This is a genomic window from Sphingobium mellinum (assembly GCF_037860795.1).
In the GTDB taxonomy this organism is placed as follows: domain Bacteria; phylum Pseudomonadota; class Alphaproteobacteria; order Sphingomonadales; family Sphingomonadaceae; genus Sphingobium; species Sphingobium mellinum.
Map to the genome: position 1 here is coordinate 80218 of NZ_JBANRK010000006.1, position 21701 is coordinate 101918.

The following is a 21701-nucleotide window of genomic DNA, read 5'->3' on the forward strand; positions in this document are numbered from 1 at the left end:
TGAAGGCGGCTTCCGTCCGGTTTCGCTGACGCCGACGGGGACAAACCCGCATGACCGCTGATTCCCTGGCCCTTCGCCGCCGCGCGACCGGCCTTTTCACCGCGCTTATCAGCGCCAATCTTCTGCTCTGGCTCTGGGCCTTCCTGCTGTTCGCCACCCAGCCGGTGATGCTTGGCACCGCGCTTCTCGCCTGGAGCCTTGGCCTGCGTCACGCCGTTGACGCCGACCATATCGCCGCCATCGACAATGTGACGCGCAAGCTGATGCAGGACGGCCAGCGCCCGCTGACGGTCGGCTTCTGGTTCGCCATCGGCCACAGCGCCATCGTCCTGATCGCCGCCGTCGGCATCGCGATTGCCACCAATGCGCTGAGCGGGTTTGAGGCGGCGGGGTCGATCGGCGGGACCGTGGCGACGATCGTGTCGGCCACCTTTCTCTTCACGATCGCCGCCATGAACCTCATCATCCTGCGCTCCGTGCTCGGGACTTTCCGCCATGTCCGCGCCGGCGGCACCTATGTCGACGAAGATATGGACATGCTGCTGGGCAATCGCGGGCTGCTTTCGCGCCTCTTCCGCCCGGTCTTCCGCCTCGTGACGCGCAGCTGGCACATGGCGCCGCTCGGCTTCCTCTTCGGCCTCGGCTTCGACACCGCGACAGAGGTCGCGATCCTCGGCCTCTCCGCAGGCCAGGCGGCCAGCGGCCTCTCGCTCTCCACCATCCTCATCTTCCCGCTACTGTTCGCGGCGGGCATGGCGCTCATCGACACCGCCGACGGGGCGCTGATGATGGGCGCCTATCAATGGGCGTTCGTGAAGCCGATCCGCAAGCTCTACTACAACATCACCATCACGCTGGTTTCCGCCCTCGTCGCGCTGCTCATCGCCGGGATCGAGGCGATGGCGCTGCTCGGCGACAAGCTCGGCCTTACCGGTGGCGCATGGACGATCGCCCGCGATCTGGGCGAGCATTTCAACAGCCTCGGCTTCCTCATCATCGGCCTGTTCGCCGCCTGCTGGCTCGCGAGCTGGGCCATCTACCGCTGGAAACGCTTCGACGAGATCGAAGTCGCCCACCCGATCCAAGGAGCAGTCTCATGACCCAACGAACGCCCGCGAAAAAGATCCCCGCCACCGTCATCACCGGCTTTCTCGGCGCCGGCAAGACGACCCTCATCCGCCACCTCATCGAACATGCCGGGGGCCGCCGCCTCGCCCTCATCATCAACGAATTCGGCGATGTCGGCGTCGATGGCGCGCTGGTGCAGGGCTGCGGCGACGAAGCCTGCCCGGACGAGGACATTATCGAACTGGCGAACGGCTGCATCTGCTGCACCGTCGCCGACGATTTCCTGCCGACCATGCAGCGCCTGCTCGATCGGCCGACCCCGCCCGACCACATCATCATCGAGACATCCGGCCTTGCCCTGCCCAAGCCGCTGGTCAAGGCATTCCAATGGCCCGACATCCGCACCCGCGCCACGGTCGATGGCGTCATCGCGCTGATCGACGCGGACGCGCTCGCCGGCGGCCGCTTCGCCCATGACGAAGCCGCACTGGCCGCCGCCCGCGCCGCCGACCCGACGCTCGACCATGACAGCCCGATCGAGGAACTGTTCGAGGATCAGCTGGCCTGCGCCGACCTTGTCCTGCTGAACAAGACCGATCTGGTCGACGCCGCCACGCTCGGCGCGCTGGAACAGGACCTGAGCGGACAGGTCCGCCCCGGCGTCACCATCCTGCGCACCGCCAAGGGCGCGATCGACCCCGCCATCCTGCTCGGCCTCGACGCCGGGGTGGAAAACCAGATCGACGCCCGCCCGTCCCATCATGACGGGGACGAGGATCACGATCACGACGATTTCGACAGCTTCGTGCTCGATCTTGGCGAACTTGACGATCCCGACACGCTGCTCGCCGCCCTGGCGCGGACGATCGCCGATCACGACCTGCTGCGGGTCAAGGGCTTCCTCGCGGTGGCGGGCCGCCCTGCGCGCTTTCTGGTGCAGGCGGTCGGCCCGCGTATCCAGCATCATTATGACCGGCACTGGCAACCGGATGAGCGCCGCGCCTCGCGGCTGGTGGTGATCGGCCAGCGCGGCCTTGACCGCGCCGCCATAGAGGCGAGCCTCGGCACGCTGGCGGCGACCGCCTGATGCACCTGCTGACCGCCACGCCCGGCACCGTCTCCAACGGCGACGAAGCCATCGACCTCGGCCAGAACCCGGGCGACATCGTCCTGCTGACCGTGGCGGACAGCGAACTTGCCTGTTTCGCCAGCGCGGCGGCGGCGCTGGGCGAGGATGCGCCCACCGTCCGCCTCGCCAATCTGCTTCAGCTCAAACATCCCTATTCGGTCGACCTCTATGTCGAAAAGGTGATCGCCCACGCCCGCTTCGTCTGCGTGGTACTGCTGGGCGGCAAGAGCTACTGGCCCTATGGCATCGAAGAAATCGGCGCCATCGCGCGGGACCGGGGCATCGCCTTCGCCGCGATCGCCGACGCCCGCGACGAGGACCCGGAACTACAGGCCGCCTCCACCCTGCCGCCCGATATCTGTGGCCGCCTGCGCGACTATCTCCGCCAGGGCGGCGTCCCCAACGCCATCGCCTTCCTGAAAACCGCCGCCCGGCTCGCGGGCCTCGACGCCGGGGTCCCCGACGATCCGGTGCCGGTGCCCGATGCCGGGCTCTACCTCCCCGGCACCGACCGCCCGACACTCGATCAGGTCAGGGCGCGATGGCGCGATGGCCAGCCCACCGCCTTCTTCCTCTTCTACCGCGCGCTGCTGGTCGCCGGCACGCTGGAGGCGGTGGACGCCATGGTCGCAGCTCTTGAAGCGGCCGGCCTCAACGTCCTGCCCGTCCATGTCCGGGCGCTGCGCGAACCCTTTGCCCGCGACGTCCTGCACGCGCTGATGACGCAGGCCCCGCCCGACATCATCCTCAACGCCACCGCCTTCGCCGCCAGCGCACCGGGGGAGCCGCGCACCCCTTCCGTGCTGGAACGGGCCGACTGCCCGATCCTCCAGACCCTCTTCGCCAGCGCCGACCAGGCCGGATGGGAGGAAAGCGCCCGCGGCCTTGGCCCCCGCGACCTTGCCATGCACATCGCGCTGCCCGAAGTGGACGGCCGCCTCTTCACCCGCGCCATCGCCTTCAAGGCGTCCGCCCGCTTCGACGCGCGCACCCAATGCAGCATCGTCGTGCCCAGGGTGCTGGACGACCGCGTCCGCTTCGTGGCCCAGGCCGCCGCCCACTGGAGCAGGCTGCGCCGCACCGCCCCCGCCGACCGCCGCATCGCGCTGGTCCTCGCCAATTATCCCAACCGCGACGGCCGCATCGGCGCGGGCGTTGGCCTCGACACGCCCGCCAGCACCGCCGCGATCCTGCAGGCGCTGACCCAGGCCGGCTATGGCACGGCCGGCGCGCCTGCCGACGGCGCGGCGCTCATCCACATTTTGCGTGACGCAACGCCTTCCGCCTCCCTTTCCCTGCCGGACTATCAGGCCGCCTTCGCCGCCCTCCCGCAATCGGCCCGCGACGCCATGACGCAGCGCTGGGGCGCGCCCGAAACCGACCCCGCCTTCCACGAAGGCGCGTTCCGCCTTCGCATCCACCGCTTCGGCAACATCGCCGTCGCGGTCCAGCCCTCGCGCGGCCATGATGTCGACCCCAAGGCCAGCTATCACGACCCGGCGCTCCCCCCGCCTCACGCCTATCTCGCTTTCCACATCTGGCTCGACCGCCACTTTGGCGCCCACGCGCTCGTCCATGTCGGCAAGCATGGCAATCTCGAATGGCTCCCCGGCAAGGCCATCGCGCTGTCGCAAGGCTGCTTCCCCGAAATCTGCGCCGGGCCGATCCCGCAAATCTACCCCTTCATCGTCAATGACCCCGGCGAAGGCACCCAGGCCAAGCGCCGCATCGGCGCGGCCATCATCGACCATCTGACTCCGCCGCTCACCCGCGCCGAAAGCTATGGCCCGCTCAAGGAACTGGAGGCGCTGGTCGACGAATATTATCTCGCCGCCGGCATGGACCCGCGCCGTCTGGAAACGCTCCGCAAGGACATCCTCGCCCTCGCCGCCGCCCAGGGCCTGGATCAGGATGCCGGCGCCCGCGGCAATGGCGAGGACGCGCTGGCCGCCATCGACAATTATCTCTGCGATCTGAAGGAAATGCAGATCCGCGACGGCCTGCACATCTTCACCCAAAGCCCGCAAGGCCCGATGCGTCGCGACTTGCTCATCGCTTTGGCCCGCTGCCCGCGCGGCATGGACCAGGACGGCCACCAATCGCTGCTCCGCGCCCTCGCCGACGATTTCGCCCTCGGCTTCGACCCGCTCGACTGCCCGTTGGGCGCGCCCTGGACCGGGCCGCGCCCCACCCCGCTCGCTCGGCTGACACCCTATCCTTGGCGCACCGCCGGCGATGCCGTGGAGCGGCTGGAACTCCACGCCATCCACCTGCTCGACAGCGGCGACCCCGCGCCCGGCCCAAAGTCCGCCGCCGTCCTCCAGGCCATCGCCGCCGACCTCGCTCCCCGTGTCGACGCCTGCGGCCCGGCCGAACAATCCGCCCTCCTCGCCGCGCTCGACGGCCGCTTCGTCCTGCCCGGCCCTTCCGGCGCGCCCACGCGCGGCCGTCCCGATGTCCTCCCCACCGGCCGCAACTTCTATTCGGTCGACACCCGCGCCGTTCCCACCGTCGCCGCCTGGAACCTGGGCCAGCGCTCCGCCGAACTCATCGTCCACGACTATCTCCAGCGCGAGGGCGATTATCCCAGGGCGATCGCCCTTTCCGCCTGGGGCACCGCCAACATGCGGACCGGCGGCGACGACATTGCCCAGGCGCTTGCCCTCATGGGCGTGCGGCCGCGCTGGGACTGGTCATCGGGTCGGGTCATCGGCTTTGAGGTCATGAAGGTCGCCGAGCTGAATCGTCCCCGCGTCGATGTGACCTTCCGCGTCTCGGGCTTCTTCCGCGATGCCTTCCCCGACCAGATCGACCTCATAGACAGCGCCGCCCGCGCCGTCATGGCGCTGGACGAACCGGAGGAGGACAATCCCGCCGCCGCCCGCCACCGCGCAGAAACCGCCACCCTGATCGCGGAAGGCACCCCCGCAAAGATCGCCGGCCGCCGCGCCGGTGCCCGCGTCTTCGGTTCCCGCCCCGGCAGCTATGGCGCCGGCCTGCAAACCATGATCGATGAAAATCTCTGGCACGATCGCGCCGACCTCGCCGCCGCCTATCTCGACTGGGGGAGCCACGCCTATGGCGGCGGTGTCGAGGGAGAGGCCGAACGCACCCTCTTCGCCCAGCGCCTGATCGAAGCCGACGCCCTCGTCCAGAACCAGGACAATCGCGAGCATGACCTGCTCGACAGCGACGATTATTACCAGTTCGAAGGCGGCATAGCCGCCGCCGTCGAACATCTCTCCGGCCGCAAGCCGCTCAGCTACCATAATGACCTCAGCCGTCCGGAACGCCCCGTCGTCCGGACGCTGGAGGATGAGATCGGCCGGATCGTCCGCGCCCGCGTCACCAATCCCAAATGGATCGCGGGCGTGATGCGCCACGGCTACAAGGGCGCGTTCGAAATCGCCGCCAGCGTCGATTATCTCTTCGCCTTCGCCGCCACGACGCACGGCGTGAAGGACCATCATTTCGATGCCGTCCACGCCGCCTTCATAGAGGATGAGGCCGTCCGCGCCTTCATGGCCGATGCCAACCCCGCCGCCCTGCGCGAAACCGCCGCGCGCCTGCTCGAAGCCCTCGACCGCGGCCTGTGGAAGCCCCGCTCCAACAGCGCCGCCATGCTCCTTTCCCAACTGAGGACCCCGTCATGATCGAACGCACCCCGGAACAACATGCCGAAAAGATGAAGAAGAAGCAGGCCGCCCATGACAAGATCATGGCGACCAAGACGCAGGAAAAGGGCCTGCTGATCGTCCATACCGGCAAGGGCAAGGGCAAGACCACCGCCGCCCTCGGCATGGTCGTGCGCGCGATCGGCCACGGCCGGAAAGTCGGGGTGGTCCAGTTCGTCAAAGGCGCGATGACCACCGGAGAAAAAAGGGTCTTCGACGCGTTTCCGGACAATGTGGAATTCAAGCCCATGGGCGAAGGCTTCACCTGGAACACGCAGGACCGCACGCGCGACGTCGCCCTCGCGCGCGAAGCCTGGGACGAGGTAAAGCGGATGATCGCCGATCCGGCCTATGATATGGTCCTGGCAGATGAGCTCAACATCGTCCTGCGCTACGACTATCTCCCGCTGCAAGAGGTGCTGGACGCGGTGACCGCGCGCGCGCCCATGAAGCATGTCATCGTCACCGGCCGCAACGCGCCCGACGCGCTGATCGAAGCGGCCGATCTCGTCACCGAAATGACCTTGGTGAAACATCCCTTCCGCTCCGGCGTGAAGGCGCAGGCAGGGATCGAGTTTTGACGATGACAATGCCCGTCACCCCGCTCGACAGCGCCATGTTCGAGGCATTGGTGCGGGCGCGGCGGGACGTGCGGCATTTCCGTACCGACCCGCTCGACGAGGCGGACGTGGAATGGCTGCTCGCCCTCGCCCACCGCGCGCCGTCGGTCGGGCTGTCGCAGCCATGGCGCTTCGTGCGCGTGGTCACGCCCGCCCTGCGCGAAAGCCTCGCCGCCCATGTCGACGCGCAGGTGACGCAGGCCGGCCGGGATTATGAAGGCGACCAGGATCAGCTCTATCGCAGCCTCAAACTGCACGGCCTGCGCGAGGCGCCGGTCATCTTCGCCGTCTATTGCGACGACGGGACGGCAACGGGCCATCGGCTGGGCGCGGTGACGATGCCCGAAGCGCGCCGATACAGCTGCGTCATGGCGGTCCACACGCTCTGGCTCGGCGCTCGCACGCGCAGCATCGGCATGGGCTGGGTCTCGATCCTCGACTCCGCCGATGTGGACGCCATGCTCGACATACCCGACCATTGGGCCTGCCTCGGCCTCCTCTGCCTCGGCCACCCGCTGCGCGAGGAAGATACGCCCGAACTGGAACGCGCCGGCTGGGAAAGGCGCACCGACTGGCATTCGGCGGTGCTCAAGCGCTGACGGCTTGGCCCTCTCCCGCTCGCCGGACAGGGTCATTATACTCCACCTCCCCCCTTCCCTTTCCGCCTCACACCGCCTAAGAACCCCAGCCGGAACGGGTCCGCCCGTTCCATGATCGCGACGGTGCCCCGCATGGGGCTTAAATGGGAATGTGGTGCGGGAGCTTGTGCTCCCTAATCCTTAGCTGTCCCTGCAACTGTGAGCGGCGAGCAAGGCAAGGACGATCGCCCGTCAAAGGGACGATCAGCCACTGGAGCGATCCGGGAAGGCCCCAGCCGAGCTGTGACCCGCAAGCCAGGAGACCTGCCGCCGCAAAGGTCGCTCTTGCCATGGTCCAGGGGATGGTCACGGCTCGGTTCTCCGTTTGAGCGACGAAATTGCGCGTGGCTGCGGCCGCGTCGGTGTGCGGTTGCCCGCGCTCCGGCGTGACGCCTCGGCCCGGCGCGGCTTGGACGTGGAGGGCGAAAGACGTGCAGATCCCATTCCGGCGCACCGCCGATGAACCGCCGCCTTCCGGCGCGGCTGGCGGCGTGCGCGGCTGGTGCCCGACCGCATGGCGGCCGATGATGGCGGGCGACGGCCTGCTCGTGCGGGTCCGCCCGCCGCTTGGCCGCATGACCCGCGCGCAAACCCTCGCCCTGTGTGAGGCGGCGCGGCGCTGGGGCAATGGCCATGTCGACCTTACCAACCGCGCCGCGCTGCAGATCAGGGGCGTGGGCGAAGCTGACCATGAAGCCCTGCTCGCCCGGCTGGTGGCGCTCGGCCTCACCGACGCAGACCCGGTCCGCGAAGCCCGCGCCGCTCTGGTCCTCAACCCAGACTGGCAAGCCGGCGACGCCAGCGAAGCGATCGCCCGCGCCCTGCGGGACCGCATCGACGCGTTGCCCGACCTGCCCGCCAAGATCGGCTTCGCCATCGACGCCGGCCCCGCCCCGGCGCTTGGCGACACGCCAGCCGATTTCCGCATCGAGCGCGGAACGGGTGGCGGCCTGATCCTGCGCGCCGATGGCCGTCCCAGGGGGATGCCCGTGAGCGTGCAAGCCGCCCCTGATGCCCTGATCGCGCTCGCCCATTGGTTCGTCGACAGCGGCGGCCTTCAGGCCGGGCGGATGGCGCGTCATGACGTCCCGCTTCCCTGCACCGCTTCGGAAGCCCCCGCGCCGCCCCGGCCCCGCAGCGCCAGCATCGATGCGGCGTCGGGCCGTTTCCTGGGCGCACCCTTCGGCCGGATCGAGGCGGCCGCGCTCCAGCAGGCGCTCGCCCCGGACGTGCGCGCCGTCCGCCTTACCCCCTGGCGCGGCCTCATCCTGGAAGGCAGCCCGGCAGAGTCGGACGATCCGGCCAGCCCGCTCCTCAACGCCCATGCCTGTCCCGGCGCGCCCGCCTGCCCGCAGGCGAGCGTCGCCACCCGCGCCCTCGCCGCGCGGCTCGCCCCGCGCGTCCCTGGCCTCCACGTCTCGGGCTGCGCCAAGGGCTGCGCGCATCCCGCCCAGGCCGCCGTCGTCCTGACGGGGCGCGACGGCCGGTTCGACCTCGCCTTCAACGCCCGTGCCGGCGCCCCGCCCGCCCGCGCCGGGCTCGATCCCGACCAGATCATCGCCTTTTTTGGAGCCGCCTGATGCCGCAATTATATGAAAGGGATGGCGCGGCCATCTACCGCCAGTCCTTCCGCACCATCCGCGCCGAGGCCGACCTCCTGCGCTTCTCGCCTGAGGAGGAGCGCGTCGCCGTCCGCATGATCCACGCCGCCGGCATGGTCGGGCTGGAACGACATATCCGTTTCTCCCCCGGCTTTGCCGCCGCCGCCATCGCCGCGCTGGAGGCGGGCGGGCCGATCCTGTGCGACGCGCGCATGGTGTCCGAAGGCATCACGGTCAAGCGCCTGCCCGCCGCCAACCCGATCTTCTGCACCCTGCATGACCCGCATGTGCCCGACCTCGCCCACGCCATGGGCAACACGCGATCGGCGGCCGCGCTGGAGCTGTGGCGGCCGCATCTCGATGGCGCGCTTGTGGCCATCGGGAACGCGCCCACCGCGCTCTTCCATCTGCTCGACATGCTCGAAGACCCTGCCTGCCCCCGCCCCGCCGCGATCATCGGCTGCCCCGTCGGCTTCGTCGGCGCGGCCGAATCCAAGGCGGCGCTATGGCAGGCGCGCCCCGTCCCCTGCTGCATCGTCGAAGGGCGGCTGGGCGGCAGTGCGATCACCGTCGCCGCCGTCAACGCGCTGGCGAGTGCGGCCGAATGAACGCGGCCACCACCATCATGGGCACCATCCACGGCGTCGGCCTTGGCCCCGGCGCGCAGGACCTGATGAGCGTGCGTGCCGACCGCCTCATCCGCACCGCCCGCCACATCGCCTATTTCCGCAAGGCCGGCCGCCCCGGCCATGCCCGCCGCATCGTCGAAGGCATGCTCCGTCCCGATGTCGCCGAATATGCGATGGAATATCCGGTGACGACCGAAATCCCGGTCAGCGACCCGCGCTACAATCAGTGCCTTTCGGCCTTCTACGCCGACTGTACCGGGTATCTTGATACCCTTGCCGCGTCGGGCGAGGACATCGTCGTCCTCTGCGAAGGTGATCCTTTTTTCTATGGTTCGTTCATGCATTTGCACAGCCGCCTCGCCGCTCCGGTGCGGATCGTGCCCGGAATCACCGGCATGTCCGGCGCCTGGACCGCCAGCGGCACGCCGATCAGCTGGGGCGATGATGTGCTCACCGTCCTCATGGCGACCCTTCCCGAGGACGAACTCGCCCGCCGCATCCACGACAGCAATGCCCTCGTCGTCATGAAGATCGGTCGGAACCTCGCCAAGCTGCGCCGCGCCGTCGAAACAGCGGGCAAGCAGGACTGCGCCTGGCTCGTCGAATATGCGACCATGGCCGACCAGCGCATCACCCCGCTCACGCAGGCGGAAGCCGTCACCGGCTATTTCTCCATCCTGCTGATCCACGGCCAGGGCCGCCGGCCATGAGCGGCTGGGTGACGGTCGCGGGACTCGGCCCCGGCGCGGACGACCTGGTCACGCCCGAAGTCACGGCCGCGCTGGCGGAGGCGACCGATGTCGTCGGCTACATCCCCTATGTCGCCCGCGTGGCGCCGCGCCCTGGCCTTGCCCTTCACGCCTCCGACAACCGCGTCGAGCTGGACCGCGCCGCCCACGCCCTGTCCCTCGCCGCCGAAGGCAAGCGCGTCGTCGTCGTCTCCTCGGGCGATCCCGGCGTCTTCGCCATGGCCTCCGCCCTTTTCGAAGCGCTGGAAGCCGGCCCGACCGCATGGCGCGCCCTCGACATCCGCGTCCTGCCCGGCATCACCGCCATGCTCGCCGCCGCCGCGCGAGCGGGCGCGCCGCTCGGCCATGACTTCTGCGCGATCAACCTGTCCGACAATCTCAAGCCCTGGCCGCTGATCGAGCGGCGCCTGCGCCTCGCCGCGCAGGCCGACTTCGCCATGGCCTTCTACAATCCCCGTTCCGGCGCGCGGCCCGAAGGCTTCGCCCGCACTCTCGCCGTTCTGCGGGAAGAATGCGGTCCCGACCGCCTCATCCTCTTTGCCCGCGCCGTCTGCACGCCGGAGGAGGCGTTGCGGATCGTTCCCCTGCGCGAGGCCACGCCACAGATGGCCGACATGCGGACGATGGTGATCGTCGGCTCCAGCCAGACGCGTATCATCGACCGGCCCGGCCGCCCGATCCTCTACACGCCGCGCTGGGCCGCCGCATGATCGATCCACGCCAGCACCTCGGCCACGCCATGCGCCGTGGGCGCATCGGGCAGCGGCGGCCGGTCGATCAGCACCACGGGCAGCCCCAGCATGCGCGCCGCGTCCAGCTTCGCCCGTGCCCCGCTGCCGCCCGCATTCTTGGCCACCACCTGCTCGATCCGATGCGCGCGCATCAGGGCGATGTCGCCCTCCACCGTGAACGGCCCGCGATCGACCAGCAAATGATGGTCGGGCAGCATCGGCGGGGCCTCCGGCGCGTCGACAAAGCGCAGCAGATAATGATGCTGCGGCTGCGCGGCGAAAGCCGCCACATGCATCCGCCCCAGCGCCAGCATGACGCGCAAGGCTGGCCCGTCCAGCGCCTTCACTGCCCCGGCGATATCGGCGACACGCGTCCATCGATCGCCCTCGACCGGCTCCCAGGCCGCCCGGGTCAGCCGGATGTGATCAACCCCGGTCCGCTCCGCCGCCGCGACCGCATGGCCGCTCATCGTCGCGGCGAAGGGATGGGTTGCGTCGACCAGATGGGTGACGCCCTCCCGCTCCAGCCATTCGGCCAGGCCTTCGATGCCGCCAAAGCCGCCGACCCGCACCGGCACCGGCTGGGCACGCGGGCTTTCGGTGCGCCCCGCATAGCTGAGCGTCGCGCGCATCCCCCGCTCGGCGATCGCGCGCGCCAGGGCGCTCGCCTCGGTCGTGCCGCCCAATATCAGGATGTGGGACATGGTCGCTAAGGCCCTCTGGCTGACGATCGTCGGCATAGGCGAGGACGGCGCCGAAGGCCTCACCGCCGCCGCCCGCGCGGCGCTGGACGAAGCGCGGCTCATCACCGGGGCGCCCCGCCAGCTGGCACTGCTGCCTCCCCTTAAGGCCGAACACCTGCCCTGGCCAGTCCCGTTCGACGACGGCATCGCCCCGCTCCTCGCAAGACGGGGGGAGCCGGTCGTGATGCTGGCCTCGGGCGATCCCTTCTGGTTCGGCGCCGGAGCCAGCATCACCCGCCACCTCGAACCGGGGGAATGGATCGCTCATCCCGCGCCTTCCACCTTCTCGCTCGCCGCCGCGCGCCTCGGCTGGCCGCTGCATCGGGTCGCCTGCCATGGCCTGCACGCCGCCCCGCTCGGTCGGCTGCGCCCGGACCTCGCGCCCGGCGCGCGCCTCATCGTGCTGCTGCGCGACGGCGCGGCGGTGGGAGACCTGGCCGCCTACATCACCGATGCAGGCTTCGGCGCGTCCAGCCTCCACGTCATGGAAGCGCTGGGTGGTCCCCGAGAACGCATCCGTCAGGCACAGGCGGACGGCTTCGCCCTCGCCGACATCCGCCACCCCGTCGCCGTGGGAGTCGAGACAGCCGGCGAGGGCCGCGTGATGTCGCGCGCCAGCGGCCTTGCCGACGACTGGTTCGACCATGACGGCCAGATCAGCAAGCGCCCCGTCCGCGCGCTCGCCCTATCCGCGCTGGCCCCGCGCCCCGGCGAGACATTGTGGGACATCGGTGCCGGGTCAGGCTCGATCGCGATCGAATGGCTGCTCAGCCACGGCTCGACCCAGGCGCTGGCGTTCGAGGCCAACCCGACGCGCGCCGCCCGCGCGCGCGCCAATGCGGCGCGGCTGGGCGCTGACCGCCTGACGGTGATCGAAGGCCGCGCGCCCACCGCCCTTCACGGTCAAGCCCGTCCCGACGCCATCTTCATCGGCGGCGGCCTCAGCGATCCGCTCGTCGGCGCGATCCTCGCGCTCCCCCGCCCCGTCAGGGTCGTCGCCCATGCCGTAACGCTGGAATCCGAAGCCTCGCTCGCCCACTGGCACGCGCGGCTCGGTGGCGATCTGCTTCGCATCGAGCTTGCCAGCGCCGCCCCGCTGGGGAGCCGGCGCGGCTGGCGGCCGGCCTATCCCGTCGTCCAATGGAGCGTAGCGCTGTGATCGTCGCCGGCTTTGGTTGCCGCACGGGGACCGGCACCGCTTCACTGCGCGCTGCGCTCGACGCCGCCACGCCACCACGCGTGGACGCGCTCGCGACCCTGACCGGCAAGGCCGCGTTGCTCGCCCCGCTGGCACGCGCGCTGGGCCTGCCGCTCCTCGTCATCGATCCCGCGGACCTCGCGCACATGCCGACCCTCACCTGCTCATCCGCCAGCCTTGCCGCCTATCGCACCGGCAGCGTCGCCGAAGCCGTCGCACTGGCCGCCGCCGGGCCGGGCGCCCGCCTGCTGGCTCCGCGATCCCTATCCCCCGACCGGCGCGCCACCTGCGCCCTTGCCTCAGGAGCCCGCGCATGACCGTCCATTTCATCGGTGCCGGCCCCGGCGCGCCGGACCTGCTGACGCTGCGCGGGCGCGATCTGATCGCCGCCTCGCCGGTCTGCCTCTATGCCGGGTCACTGGTGCCGGCTGCGTTGCTCGACCATTGCCCGGCGGGGGCGCGGATCATCAACACCGCGCCGCTTACACTGGACGAGATCATTAGCCTGATGATGGAAGCGCATGCGGCGGGGCAGGACGTCGCGCGGCTCCATTCCGGCGACCTGTCGATCTGGTCGGCGATGGGCGAGCAACTGCGCCGCCTGCGGGCGCTCGGCATCCCCACCAGCATCACGCCCGGCGTCCCGTCCTTTGCGGCGGCGGCGGCGGCGCTGGGGCAGGAACTGACGCTGCCCGGCGTCGGCCAGTCGCTGGTCCTCACGCGCACCTCGGGCCGGGCCAGCGCCATGCCACCGCGCGAGACGCTGGCTGGCTTTGGCACGACCGGCGCCACCCTTGCCATCCACCTGTCGATCCACGCGCTGGCGGATGTCGTCGGGGACCTGCTGCCGTTTTACGGCCCCGACTGCCCGGTCGCGCTGGTCTGGCGCGCAAGCTGGCCCGATGAGCAGATCGTCCGCGCGACGCTCGCCACGGTGCAGGATCAGGCGCGGGAAAGGCCCGAACGCACCGCCATCATCCTCGTCGGCCCGGTGCTGGGCACAAGCGACTTTGCCGAAAGCAGCCTCTATGCGCCCGGCTACGACCGCCGCTTTCGCCCGACATCGGCACAATCCCGCTTCGTGGGGCTGGAGGAATGACAGTGGGCCTGCTGATCGCCGCGCCCCGGTCCGGCGCGGGAAAGACCGTCATCACGCTCGGCCTGCTCCGCGCGCTGCGGCGGGCGGGGGTGGCGGTCCAGCCCTATAAATGCGGGCCGGACTATATCGACACCGGCTATCACCAGCTGGCGAGCGGGCGAACCGCCTATAATCTCGATAGCTGGGCAATGGAGCGTCCAATGCTCCACGCCCTCGCCGCACACGCCAGGGACGCCGACATCGCCATCGCCGAAGGAGTCATGGGCCTGTTCGACGGCGCCGCCGCCGCCGGTGCAAGCGGCCACGGCAGCAGCGCCGACATCGCCGCCGCGCTCGGCTGGCCGGTGCTCCTCGTCATCGACGCATCGGGCCAGAGCCAGTCCGCCGCCGCGCTGGTGCAGGGGTTCCGCTCCTTCCGCGCCGACGTGCGCGTTGCCGGCGTCATCCTCAATCGCGTCGGCAGCACACGCCATGAGGCGCTGATTCGCGAAGCGATGACCCACATCGCCATGCCGGTGCTCGGCGCCATCCCCCGATGCGCCGCGCTCAGCCTGCCCGAGCGGCATCTGGGGCTGGTGCAGGCGCACGAGCAGGAGGATGCCGACCGGATCATCGACGCGATCGCCGACCGCGTCACCGCCGATGTCGACCTGCCCGCGCTCCGGGCGCTCGCCGCCGCCCACGCCGCACCGCGCTCCCCGGCGCTCTCGCCAGCGCCCTCCCTGTCCCCCCCCGGTCAGCGCATCGCCATGGCACAGGACGCCGCTTTCTCCTTCACCTATGCCCATCTGATCAGCGGCTGGCGGGATGCCGGGGCGGAAATCCTGCCTTTCTCGCCGCTCGCCGACGAACCGCCTTCACCCCACGCCGACACAGTCTGGCTGCCCGGCGGCTATCCCGAACTGCACGGACCCCGGATCATCGGCGCGACGCGCTTCCTCGATGGCCTTCGCGACCATGCCCAGACCCGCCCCGTCCATGGCGAGTGCGGCGGCTATATGGTGCTGGGACAGGCGATCATCGATGCGGACGGCGCCGCGCATCCCATGGCCGGGCTGCTCGGCCTCGTGACCAGCTTTGCCGAACGGCGGCTGCATCTGGGCTATCGCCGCGCGCAGCTGCTCGCGCCGATGGGCGGCCATGGCGCCGGCGCCACCCTGCTCGGCCATGAATTCCATTATTCGACCGTCCTGGCCCAGCCCGACGAGCCGCTCGCCAAAGTCACCGACGCGCTTGGGCAGGCGGTCGGCTCCAGCGGATCGCGGCGCGGCCGGGTGACGGGCGGCTTTTTCCACCTGATAGGTGCTGCCGCATGATCCGCCTGTTCCTGATCGGCATCGGCACGGGCAATCCCGACCACATCACGCGCGCGGCGATCCGGGCGATGAACCAGGCCGACCTTATCCTCCTGCCGCGCAAGGGTGACGCCAAGTCCGACCTCATCGACCTGCGCCGCTCCATCTGCGCGGAGCTACTGACCGGCACGACGCAAGTGGTGGAATTCGACATGCCCGTACGCGCCGACCAGCCCGCTTATGTGAATGCCGTCCTCGACTGGCACGATGCCATCGCCGCCCTGTGGATGGAGCAGGTAGCGCGTCACCTGCCGCAGGGGGGGACGCTGGCGCTGCTGGTCTGGGGGGACCCCTCGCTCTACGACAGCAGCCTGCGGATCGCGGAGCGGCTGGGGCCTGACGTGGAGATCAGCGTCATACCAGGCATCACCAGCCTGCAGGCGCTGACCGCCGCGCATGGCATCTGCCTCAACCGCCTCGCCCGGCCGGTGCTCATCACCACCGGCCGACGCTTGCGCGAAGCCGGTTGGCCGGCGGATGCGGACGATGTGGCGGTAATGCTCGACGGCGATTGCGCCTTCCAGACGCTTGACCCGCAAGGGATCGACATCTGGTGGGGTGCCTATCTCGGGATGGAGGCGCAGGCGCTGGCGCATGGCCCACTGGCCGTCGTGGCGCCGCAAATCATCGCGCGGCGCGCGACACTTCGCCGTCAGCATGGCTGGATCATGGACGTCTATCTGCTGCGACGGTCCCGATCCGTCGACAGGATCACGCCGTCAGCCAGTCACCCGGCCTGACGGACCAGTTCGACCACCGGGCGATTGACGGGCGGCGGCATCGCATCGACCGAACCCAGCCCGGCACGCCGACGAAATTCGGCCGCCATGGCCTGGTGCATCATGCGGGCCGAAGCGTCGGCCGTGGTCGCCGCCAGCTGCTCGTGCATCCGGGCTCGTTCAAGACATTCTTGCGCAGTAAGGGCATGGGTCATGAAGCGCTCTCCTGCTTTCCTCAAGGCGCTCCCAGCCGGAATCGTCACGGACGGAAAAGGATGCCTTTACGAAAACCGGGCCAGAAGTTACGCTTTTCTGCGGATCAAGGGAAATGGAATCTGCAAGGGTCGCTGCGCCCGTCGCCGGCCAGCACCGCTTCAGCCGATCCACCCGCTCTGCGGCGAACAACGGTGATTTTTCAGTTCCTTGCGGCTTTCGACATCGACCTCGCTCAACACCACTTCATAACCCCAGAGATTGGCGAGGCTTTGCAACACCATGGCCGCGTCCGTCGGCTCCAGCACGACCCCGTCGGAGACGGCATGTTCCACCATCAACGTGCGGTCGCCGGCCAGGTCGACATCGACCACCTGTATGTCCGGCTCCTGCCGGGCAATGTCATATTCGCGCGCCAGCGCGCGGCGGATGTGCCGATAGCCGCGCTCGTCATGGATGGCGTCGACACGCAGTTCAGCGTCGCCCTCCCGGTCCAGCAGCTTGAACAGCCGCCAGTGCCGGATCATGTGGGGGCTGAGGAATTGCGACACAAAGCTTTCGTCGCGATAATTGGCCCAAATGTCCTTCAGCACCTCGACCGGGTCGCGCGATCCGGCGATGTCCGGGAACCATTCGCGGTCCTCTTCCGTGGGGTGGAGGCAGACGCGCTCAATGTCCGACATGATGCCAAAGCCCAGCGCATAGGGATTGAAGCCGCCGAAATGGCCTGAGTCATAGGTCGGCTGATAGACCACATTGGTGTGCGACTGGATAAATTCCATGAAGGCGCCGTCGGTGATCCAGCCCCGGTCATGCAGCACCGTCATGATCCGGTAATGGGTATAGGTGGCGCATCCCTCGTTCATCGCCTTGGTCTGGCGCTGGGGGTAGAAATATTGCGCAATCAGCCGGACGATCCGCAGGATCTCGCGTTGCCAGCTTTCCAGCCGTGGGCCGGTCTTTTCCAGGAAATAGAGGATATTTTCCTGCGGCAGGCCGAGCGCCGCGCGACGATGCTCGCCGGGCACCGCGTCCGCCTTCGCGCCGACCGGAACGGTGCGCCACAGATCGTCATAGATGCGGTCGCGATAGGCCTGCCGTTCCGCCTCCCGCGCCGCTTCCGCCTTGAGGTCGCGGGGCCGGACGCGGGGATAGCGGTGGACGCCCTGGTTCATCAGCGCATGGGCGGCATCGAGCACGCGCTCGACCGCCACCTGGCCATAGCGTTCCTCGCAGAGCGCAACATAGCGCTTCGCGAACTCGAGATAGTCCAAAATCCCTTCCGCGTCGGTCCACTGGCGGAAGACATAATTGTTCTTGAAGAAATGATTATGGCCGAACGCGGCGTGGGATATGACCAGCGCCTGCATGGTCGCGCTGTTTTCCTGCATCAGATAGTTGATGCAAGGATTGCTGTTGATCACCAGCTCATAGGCCAGCCCGCGCAACCCTTTTCGATACAGCATTTCGTTCGTGACGAACTGCTTGCCGAAGGACCAATGCTTATAGAATAAAGGCATGCCGATGGACGAATAGGCATCCAGCATCTGCTCGGCGCTGATGACCTCTATCTGGTTGGGATAGATGTTCAGCTTCATTTCCTTGAGCGCGATCGGCTCGACCGTATCGTAGATCCGGTTGATCAGCGAAAAATCCCAATCGCTGCCCGTGAACAGCGGGGCGGGTGCCACAGCGGCCATCAGGCGCGTGCCCTTTCGCCCATGCCACGCCGCTGGAACAACTCGCGGAAGACGGGATAGATTTCGCGCCGGTGCGATACCTTGCGCATCGCGAAATGGGGGTTGGCGGCGCCGACCGGCGCATAGGCCTCCCACAGGCCGGTGGTCGACGTCACCGTGTCGATACCGGCGAACTCCTCGCGGCCGACCTCCAGATAGGCGACATATTGCGCGATCGGCAAAATCGCATCCTGCATCAGGCCGACCACCCGCGCATTGTCCGACGCCAGCGTGTCGCCGTCCGAAGCCTGCGCCACATAGATGTTCCAGTCGCTGGGGCTATAGCGGTCCTTGACCACCTCCATCATCTTGTCGAGCGCGCTCGACACCAGCGTGCCGCCCGTCACCGTGCTGTAGAAGAAGGTCTCCTCATCCACTTCCGCCGCGCGGTCGGTATGGTGGATGAACACCACCTCCACATGCTCGTAACAGCGCGTCAGGAACAGGTGCAGCAGCGCAAAGAAGCGCTTCGCCAGGTCCTTCATATGCGCGGTCATGGAACCCGACACGTCCATCAGGCAGAACATCACCGCCTGCGCGACAGGCCGGGGCACCGGCTCGAACCGGCGATAGCGCAGGTCCACCGGGTCGATATAGGCGATCAGGTTGCGGCGGCGGATGACGCGCGCCCGCTCCTCGCGCAACCGCTCCAGCGCCACGGCATCGTCGGGCAGCGGCTTTGCCCGGGCTTCCATCTCCGCGATCGCCTCCTCGATCTCGCGCAGGCTGCGGCTGCTTGGCCGGCGCAGCGCGATGCGGCGCGACATCGCCTTCTGCATGGTGCGGGGCACGGAAAGGTTGGACGGGTTGCCGATCGTCGCATAGCCGGCCCGGCGGATGCCCTCGACCTTGCCGGCGACCAGCTTCTTCTTGGCCATGTCGGGCAGTTCCAGGTCGTCCAGGAACAGGTCCAGAAATTCCTCGCGGCTCAGCGCGAAGCGGAAATCATCCTCATCCTCGCCCTCGCCGGGCCGCGACCCGCCACCACCGCCGCCGTCGGGCCGCTTGATCCGGTCGCCTTCCAGAAATTCACGATTGCCCGGCAGCACCCGTTCCCGGTTACCGCCGCTCGCCGCCCGCCGCAGCGTCGGTTCGTGGATGGCATCCCTGCGGATGGTGATCTCGCCTTCCTTGGCCAGGTCCTTGATGCTGCGGTCCTTCAGGCTGTCTCGAACCGCCTGACTGACATAGGCTCTCGCCCTTCGGAGGAACCGTTGCCGGTTGACCAGGCTCTTGCCCCCGGGGTTCAGCCGCCTGTCGACTATGTGCATGGTGGCAATCGCGCTTTCACGAAGAGGGCGCCTCCATCCTGTTTATCCCGCCTGCTTCACCCTTATATACCATTCGACGAGCCGGCGGACCTGGCGCTCTGTATAGCCGCGTTCGATCATCCGCGACACGAATTCGTCATGCTTGCTGGCGGTGTCGCCATCCTTCTTGGACCCGAAGCTGATGACCGGCAGCAGATCCTCCACCTGGCTGAACATCCGCTTCTCGATCACCTCGCGGATCTTCTCGTAGCTCGTCCAGCTGGGGTTCCGCCCGTCATGGCTCGCCCGCATCCGCAGCGCGAACTTCACGACCTCATTGCGGAAATCCTTGGGATTGGCGATGCCCGCCGGCTTTTCCGTCTTGGACAGTTCCTGGTTGATGACCTCGCGGTCCAGCAGCTGCCCGGTGTCGGGGTCCTTGAAGTCCAGGTCCTCGATCCACGCGTCGGCATAGGCGACATAGCGGTCGAACAGGTTCTGGCCGTAGTCGTTATAGGATTCGAGATAGGCCTTCTGGATCTCATTGCCGATGAATTCGGCATAGCGCGGCGCCAGCTCGCCCTTGATGAACTCCAGATATTTGGCCTCCACCTCGGCGGGGAACTGCTCCTGCCGGACCATCTGTTCCAGCACGTACATGAGGTGGACGGGATCGGCCGCGATCTCGCTGCTATCATGGTTGAAGGTCGCCGACAGCGCCTTGAAGGCGAAGCGGGTCGACGTTCCCGCCATCCCCTCGTCCACGCCCGCGGCATCGCGATATTCCTGCATGCTCTTGGCGCGCGGATCGATCTCCCGCAGCATTTCCCCATCATAGACGCGTAGCTTGGAATAGAGGTTGCTGTTCTCATGCTCGCGCAGCCGCGTCAGCACCGAAAAGCGCGCCAGCATGTCCAACGTGCCGGGCGCACAGGGCGCCTTGTTCAGGTCGGATTCGCGCAGCAGCTTTTCATAGACTTGCCGTTCTTCGGTCGCCTGCAGCGAATAGGGCACCTTGATGACGTAGATGCGGTCAATGAAAGCTTCGTTATTCTTGTTGTTCTTGAAGTTCGACCATTCCGATTCATTGCTATGCGCCATGATGATGCCGTTAAAGGGTATCGCGCCGATATTCTCGGTCCCGATATAATTACCCTCCTGCGTCGCCGTCAGCAGCGGGTGCAGCATCTTGATCGGCGCCTTGAACATCTCGACGAACTCGAGCATGCCCTGGTTCGCGCGGTTCAATCCGCCCGAATAGCTGTAGGCGTCGGGATCATTCTGCGACAGCATCTCCAGCTTGCGGATGTCGACCTTGCCGACCAGCGAACTGATGTCCTGATTGTTCTCGTCGCCCGGCTCTGTCTTGGCGATGGCAATCTGCCGCATGCGCGAAGGCATCAGGCGGACGACCTTGAACTGGGTTATGTCGCCGCCGAATTCATCCAGCCGCTTGCGCGCCCAGGGGCTGATCATGCCGGTCAGCCGCCGGCGCGGGATGCCATAATTATCCTCTATGATGGGCCCATGCGTTTCCGCGTCGAACAGGGCGAGCGGACTTTCGAAGATCGGGCTTATCTCGTCCCCTGCCTTCAGCGCATAGATCGGGTGCGTTTCCATCAGCGCCTTGAGCCGTTCGGCGAGCGAGGATTTGCCCCCGCCGACCGGGCCAAGCAGGTAAAGGATTTGTTTGCGCTCCTCCAGCCCCTGGCTGGCGTGGCGCAGGAAGCTGACGATATGTTCGATCGTCCCTTCCATGCCGTAGAAATTGGTGAAGCTCTTGTAGCGCCGGATGGTGCGGTTCATGAAGATCCGGCCCAGTCGCGCATCGCGGGAGGTATCTATTATCTCCGGCTCACCAATCGCCGCCAGCAGGCGTTCCGGCGCGGACGCGTGCATGAGCGGATCATTGCGACATCCAAGCAGATAATCTTCGATTGACATGTCGGCTTGACGCCGTTCGTCAAAATTCCGCGTGAAGCTTGTAAACAGATCGTTTTTCGTCACTGACGACTCCCGCCGCAGTAGCCATGACACGAATATAATACGCGCGAGCCTGCAAAAACAGGCCCTTGAGACCGGACAACTGCAAATATTTATTCCTGCACATCTGAACAGTTCGCAATAAGGCTAAGGCGAGGCGGGACAATTCCCGGTCAGACGCCCTGCACAGGCGTGCTCCGCCGCAGCTCAGCGCCGATCGGATTCACAAAACACAGGCCCCATCCTTGCTGCCGCCAGAAAACCTGTTCGGGTCAGGGCTTCTTGCCGCCCCCGTTGCTGTTTCCACCGCCATTACTATTACCCCCGCCGTTGCTGTTGCCGCCGGTGGAGGTGCTGCTGGTGGTTGTCGTGCCGCCCGTGCTCGAACTGCTGGTCGTCGAAGTGCCGCCCGTACTTGAGGTGCTGCTGGTGGAACTCCCGCCCGTGCTGGAGGTGCTGCCGCCGCCGCTGCTTGACGATGTCGAGGAGGACGTCGTTCCCGCCGACGAGGCGAACAGCGCGGCCTGATTGTTCATGGCGGTTCCGGCCGCCGTGCCCAGCAG

At 67.8% G+C, this 21701-nt stretch carries 20 protein-coding genes and 1 riboswitch; of the genes, 15 read left to right on the forward strand and 5 right to left on the reverse strand.

The window, feature by feature from the left end; genetic code table 11:
* Positions 1 to 50: 50 nt before the first annotated feature.
* From AAC640_RS09785 to cobJ, 9 genes are all read left to right on the forward strand, one after another.
* Positions 51 to 1100, forward strand: coding sequence for a HoxN/HupN/NixA family nickel/cobalt transporter (locus AAC640_RS09785; RefSeq protein ID WP_340265934.1), 1050 nt, complete (start codon positions 51 to 53; stop codon positions 1098 to 1100).
* Positions 1097 to 2155 (forward strand): cobalamin biosynthesis protein CobW, encoded by a 1059-nt coding sequence (gene cobW / locus AAC640_RS09790; protein ID WP_340265935.1) that lies wholly within the window; start codon positions 1097 to 1099, stop codon positions 2153 to 2155. The genes AAC640_RS09785 and cobW overlap by 4 nt, the downstream gene beginning before the upstream one ends.
* Entirely contained in the window at positions 2155 to 5850 is a 3696-nt protein-coding gene (gene cobN / locus AAC640_RS09795; protein WP_340265936.1) for a cobaltochelatase subunit CobN, read from the forward strand. Before cobW ends, cobN begins: the two co-directional genes overlap by 1 nt.
* Entirely contained in the window at positions 5847 to 6452 is a 606-nt protein-coding gene (cobO, locus tag AAC640_RS09800) for a cob(I)yrinic acid a,c-diamide adenosyltransferase (protein WP_340265937.1), read from the forward strand. Before cobN ends, cobO begins: the two co-directional genes overlap by 4 nt.
* Positions 6453 to 6460: 8 nt before the next feature.
* Positions 6461 to 7090 carry a 5,6-dimethylbenzimidazole synthase gene (gene bluB, locus AAC640_RS09805; RefSeq protein WP_340265986.1) on the forward strand — a complete coding sequence of 210 codons (630 nt, stop codon included), beginning with the start codon at positions 6461 to 6463 and terminating at the stop codon, positions 7088 to 7090.
* A gap of 104 nt (positions 7091 to 7194) precedes the next feature.
* Positions 7195 to 7415: riboswitch (cobalamin riboswitch) on the forward strand.
* Between the two features lie 238 nt (positions 7416 to 7653).
* Entirely contained in the window at positions 7654 to 8709 is a 1056-nt protein-coding gene (locus AAC640_RS09810) for a cobalamin biosynthesis protein CobG (RefSeq protein WP_340265987.1), read from the forward strand.
* A complete protein-coding gene (locus tag AAC640_RS09815) occupies positions 8709 to 9338 on the forward strand; it encodes a precorrin-8X methylmutase (protein ID WP_340265938.1) in 630 nt (209 codons plus the stop codon). Before AAC640_RS09810 ends, AAC640_RS09815 begins: the two co-directional genes overlap by 1 nt.
* Positions 9335 to 10069, forward strand: coding sequence for a precorrin-2 C(20)-methyltransferase (gene cobI / locus AAC640_RS09820; RefSeq protein WP_340265939.1), 735 nt, complete (start codon positions 9335 to 9337; stop codon positions 10067 to 10069). The genes AAC640_RS09815 and cobI overlap by 4 nt, the downstream gene beginning before the upstream one ends.
* A complete protein-coding gene (gene cobJ, locus AAC640_RS09825; protein ID WP_340265940.1) occupies positions 10066 to 10818 on the forward strand; it encodes a precorrin-3B C(17)-methyltransferase in 753 nt (250 codons plus the stop codon). Before cobI ends, cobJ begins: the two co-directional genes overlap by 4 nt.
* Here the strand turns inward: cobJ and AAC640_RS09830 are convergent.
* Complete coding sequence (locus tag AAC640_RS09830) at positions 10791 to 11543, reverse strand: cobalt-precorrin-6A reductase (RefSeq protein WP_340265941.1); 753 nt, start codon at positions 11541 to 11543, stop codon at positions 10791 to 10793. The genes cobJ and AAC640_RS09830 overlap by 28 nt on opposite strands.
* On the opposite strand from AAC640_RS09830, the gene cbiE reads away from it, so the two are divergent.
* Genes cbiE through cobF form a run of 5 tightly spaced genes read left to right on the forward strand, consistent with a single transcriptional unit; the run spans position 11533 to position 15974 of the window.
* Complete coding sequence (gene cbiE / locus AAC640_RS09835) at positions 11533 to 12741, forward strand: precorrin-6y C5,15-methyltransferase (decarboxylating) subunit CbiE (protein ID WP_340265988.1); 1209 nt, start codon at positions 11533 to 11535, stop codon at positions 12739 to 12741. The genes AAC640_RS09830 and cbiE overlap by 11 nt on opposite strands.
* A complete protein-coding gene (locus tag AAC640_RS09840) occupies positions 12738 to 13097 on the forward strand; it encodes a cobalamin biosynthesis protein (protein ID WP_340265989.1) in 360 nt (119 codons plus the stop codon). Before cbiE ends, AAC640_RS09840 begins: the two co-directional genes overlap by 4 nt.
* Positions 13094 to 13879, forward strand: a complete 786-nt coding sequence (gene cobM / locus AAC640_RS09845; RefSeq protein WP_340265942.1) for a precorrin-4 C(11)-methyltransferase — start codon at positions 13094 to 13096, stop codon at positions 13877 to 13879. The genes AAC640_RS09840 and cobM overlap by 4 nt, the downstream gene beginning before the upstream one ends.
* Positions 13876 to 15195 (forward strand): cobyrinate a,c-diamide synthase, encoded by a 1320-nt coding sequence (locus tag AAC640_RS09850; RefSeq protein WP_340265943.1) that lies wholly within the window; start codon positions 13876 to 13878, stop codon positions 15193 to 15195. The genes cobM and AAC640_RS09850 overlap by 4 nt, the downstream gene beginning before the upstream one ends.
* Positions 15192 to 15974 carry a precorrin-6A synthase (deacetylating) gene (cobF, locus tag AAC640_RS09855; RefSeq protein ID WP_340265944.1) on the forward strand — a complete coding sequence of 261 codons (783 nt, stop codon included), beginning with the start codon at positions 15192 to 15194 and terminating at the stop codon, positions 15972 to 15974. The genes AAC640_RS09850 and cobF overlap by 4 nt, the downstream gene beginning before the upstream one ends.
* On the opposite strand, the gene AAC640_RS09860 is transcribed toward cobF, so the two are convergent.
* The 4 genes from AAC640_RS09860 to AAC640_RS09875 form a co-directional block, all read right to left on the reverse strand.
* Positions 15962 to 16168 (reverse strand): hypothetical protein, encoded by a 207-nt coding sequence (locus tag AAC640_RS09860; protein WP_340265945.1) that lies wholly within the window; start codon positions 16166 to 16168, stop codon positions 15962 to 15964. The two genes, cobF and AAC640_RS09860, sit on opposite strands and share 13 nt — an antisense overlap.
* 159 nt (positions 16169 to 16327) lie before the next feature.
* On the reverse strand, positions 16328 to 17866 hold the full coding sequence (locus tag AAC640_RS09865) for a SpoVR family protein (RefSeq protein WP_422794979.1): 1539 nt from the start codon (positions 17864 to 17866) through the stop codon (positions 16328 to 16330).
* The gene (locus AAC640_RS09870) at positions 17866 to 19176 is read right to left on the reverse strand and encodes a YeaH/YhbH family protein (RefSeq protein ID WP_340265946.1); all 1311 of its coding nucleotides are present in this window, start codon (positions 19174 to 19176) and stop codon (positions 17866 to 17868) included. Before AAC640_RS09870 ends, AAC640_RS09865 begins: the two co-directional genes overlap by 1 nt.
* A gap of 42 nt (positions 19177 to 19218) precedes the next feature.
* On the reverse strand, positions 19219 to 21192 hold the full coding sequence (locus tag AAC640_RS09875) for a PrkA family serine protein kinase (protein WP_340265947.1): 1974 nt from the start codon (positions 21190 to 21192) through the stop codon (positions 19219 to 19221).
* Between the two features lie 306 nt (positions 21193 to 21498).
* Between AAC640_RS09875 and AAC640_RS09880 the strand changes: the two genes are divergently transcribed.
* Complete coding sequence (locus tag AAC640_RS09880; RefSeq protein ID WP_340265948.1) at positions 21499 to 21666, forward strand: hypothetical protein; 168 nt, start codon at positions 21499 to 21501, stop codon at positions 21664 to 21666.
* The last annotated feature ends 35 nt before the right edge of the window (positions 21667 to 21701 follow it).

Coding starts and splice junctions, on each gene's coding strand:
- AAC640_RS09785 (WP_340265934.1), top strand. CDS start 51: ATGACCGCTGATTCCCTGGCCCTTCGCCGCCGCGCGACCGGCCTTTTC.
- cobW (WP_340265935.1), top strand. CDS start 1,097: ATGACCCAACGAACGCCCGCGAAAAAGATCCCCGCCACCGTCATCACC.
- cobN (WP_340265936.1), top strand. CDS start 2,155: ATGCACCTGCTGACCGCCACGCCCGGCACCGTCTCCAACGGCGACGAA.
- cobO (WP_340265937.1), top strand. CDS start 5,847: ATGATCGAACGCACCCCGGAACAACATGCCGAAAAGATGAAGAAGAAG.
- bluB (WP_340265986.1), top strand. CDS start 6,461: ATGCCCGTCACCCCGCTCGACAGCGCCATGTTCGAGGCATTGGTGCGG.
- AAC640_RS09810 (WP_340265987.1), top strand. CDS start 7,654: ATGATGGCGGGCGACGGCCTGCTCGTGCGGGTCCGCCCGCCGCTTGGC.
- AAC640_RS09815 (WP_340265938.1), top strand. CDS start 8,709: ATGCCGCAATTATATGAAAGGGATGGCGCGGCCATCTACCGCCAGTCC.
- cobI (WP_340265939.1), top strand. CDS start 9,335: ATGAACGCGGCCACCACCATCATGGGCACCATCCACGGCGTCGGCCTT.
- cobJ (WP_340265940.1), top strand. CDS start 10,066: ATGAGCGGCTGGGTGACGGTCGCGGGACTCGGCCCCGGCGCGGACGAC.
- cbiE (WP_340265988.1), top strand. CDS start 11,533: ATGTGGGACATGGTCGCTAAGGCCCTCTGGCTGACGATCGTCGGCATA.
- AAC640_RS09830 (WP_340265941.1), bottom strand. CDS start 11,543: ATGTCCCACATCCTGATATTGGGCGGCACGACCGAGGCGAGCGCCCTG.
- cobM (WP_340265942.1), top strand. CDS start 13,094: ATGACCGTCCATTTCATCGGTGCCGGCCCCGGCGCGCCGGACCTGCTG.
- AAC640_RS09850 (WP_340265943.1), top strand. CDS start 13,876: ATGACAGTGGGCCTGCTGATCGCCGCGCCCCGGTCCGGCGCGGGAAAG.
- cobF (WP_340265944.1), top strand. CDS start 15,192: ATGATCCGCCTGTTCCTGATCGGCATCGGCACGGGCAATCCCGACCAC.
- AAC640_RS09860 (WP_340265945.1), bottom strand. CDS start 16,168: ATGACCCATGCCCTTACTGCGCAAGAATGTCTTGAACGAGCCCGGATG.
- AAC640_RS09865 (WP_422794979.1), bottom strand. CDS start 17,866: ATGGCCGCTGTGGCACCCGCCCCGCTGTTCACGGGCAGCGATTGGGAT.
- AAC640_RS09870 (WP_340265946.1), bottom strand. CDS start 19,176: ATGCACATAGTCGACAGGCGGCTGAACCCCGGGGGCAAGAGCCTGGTC.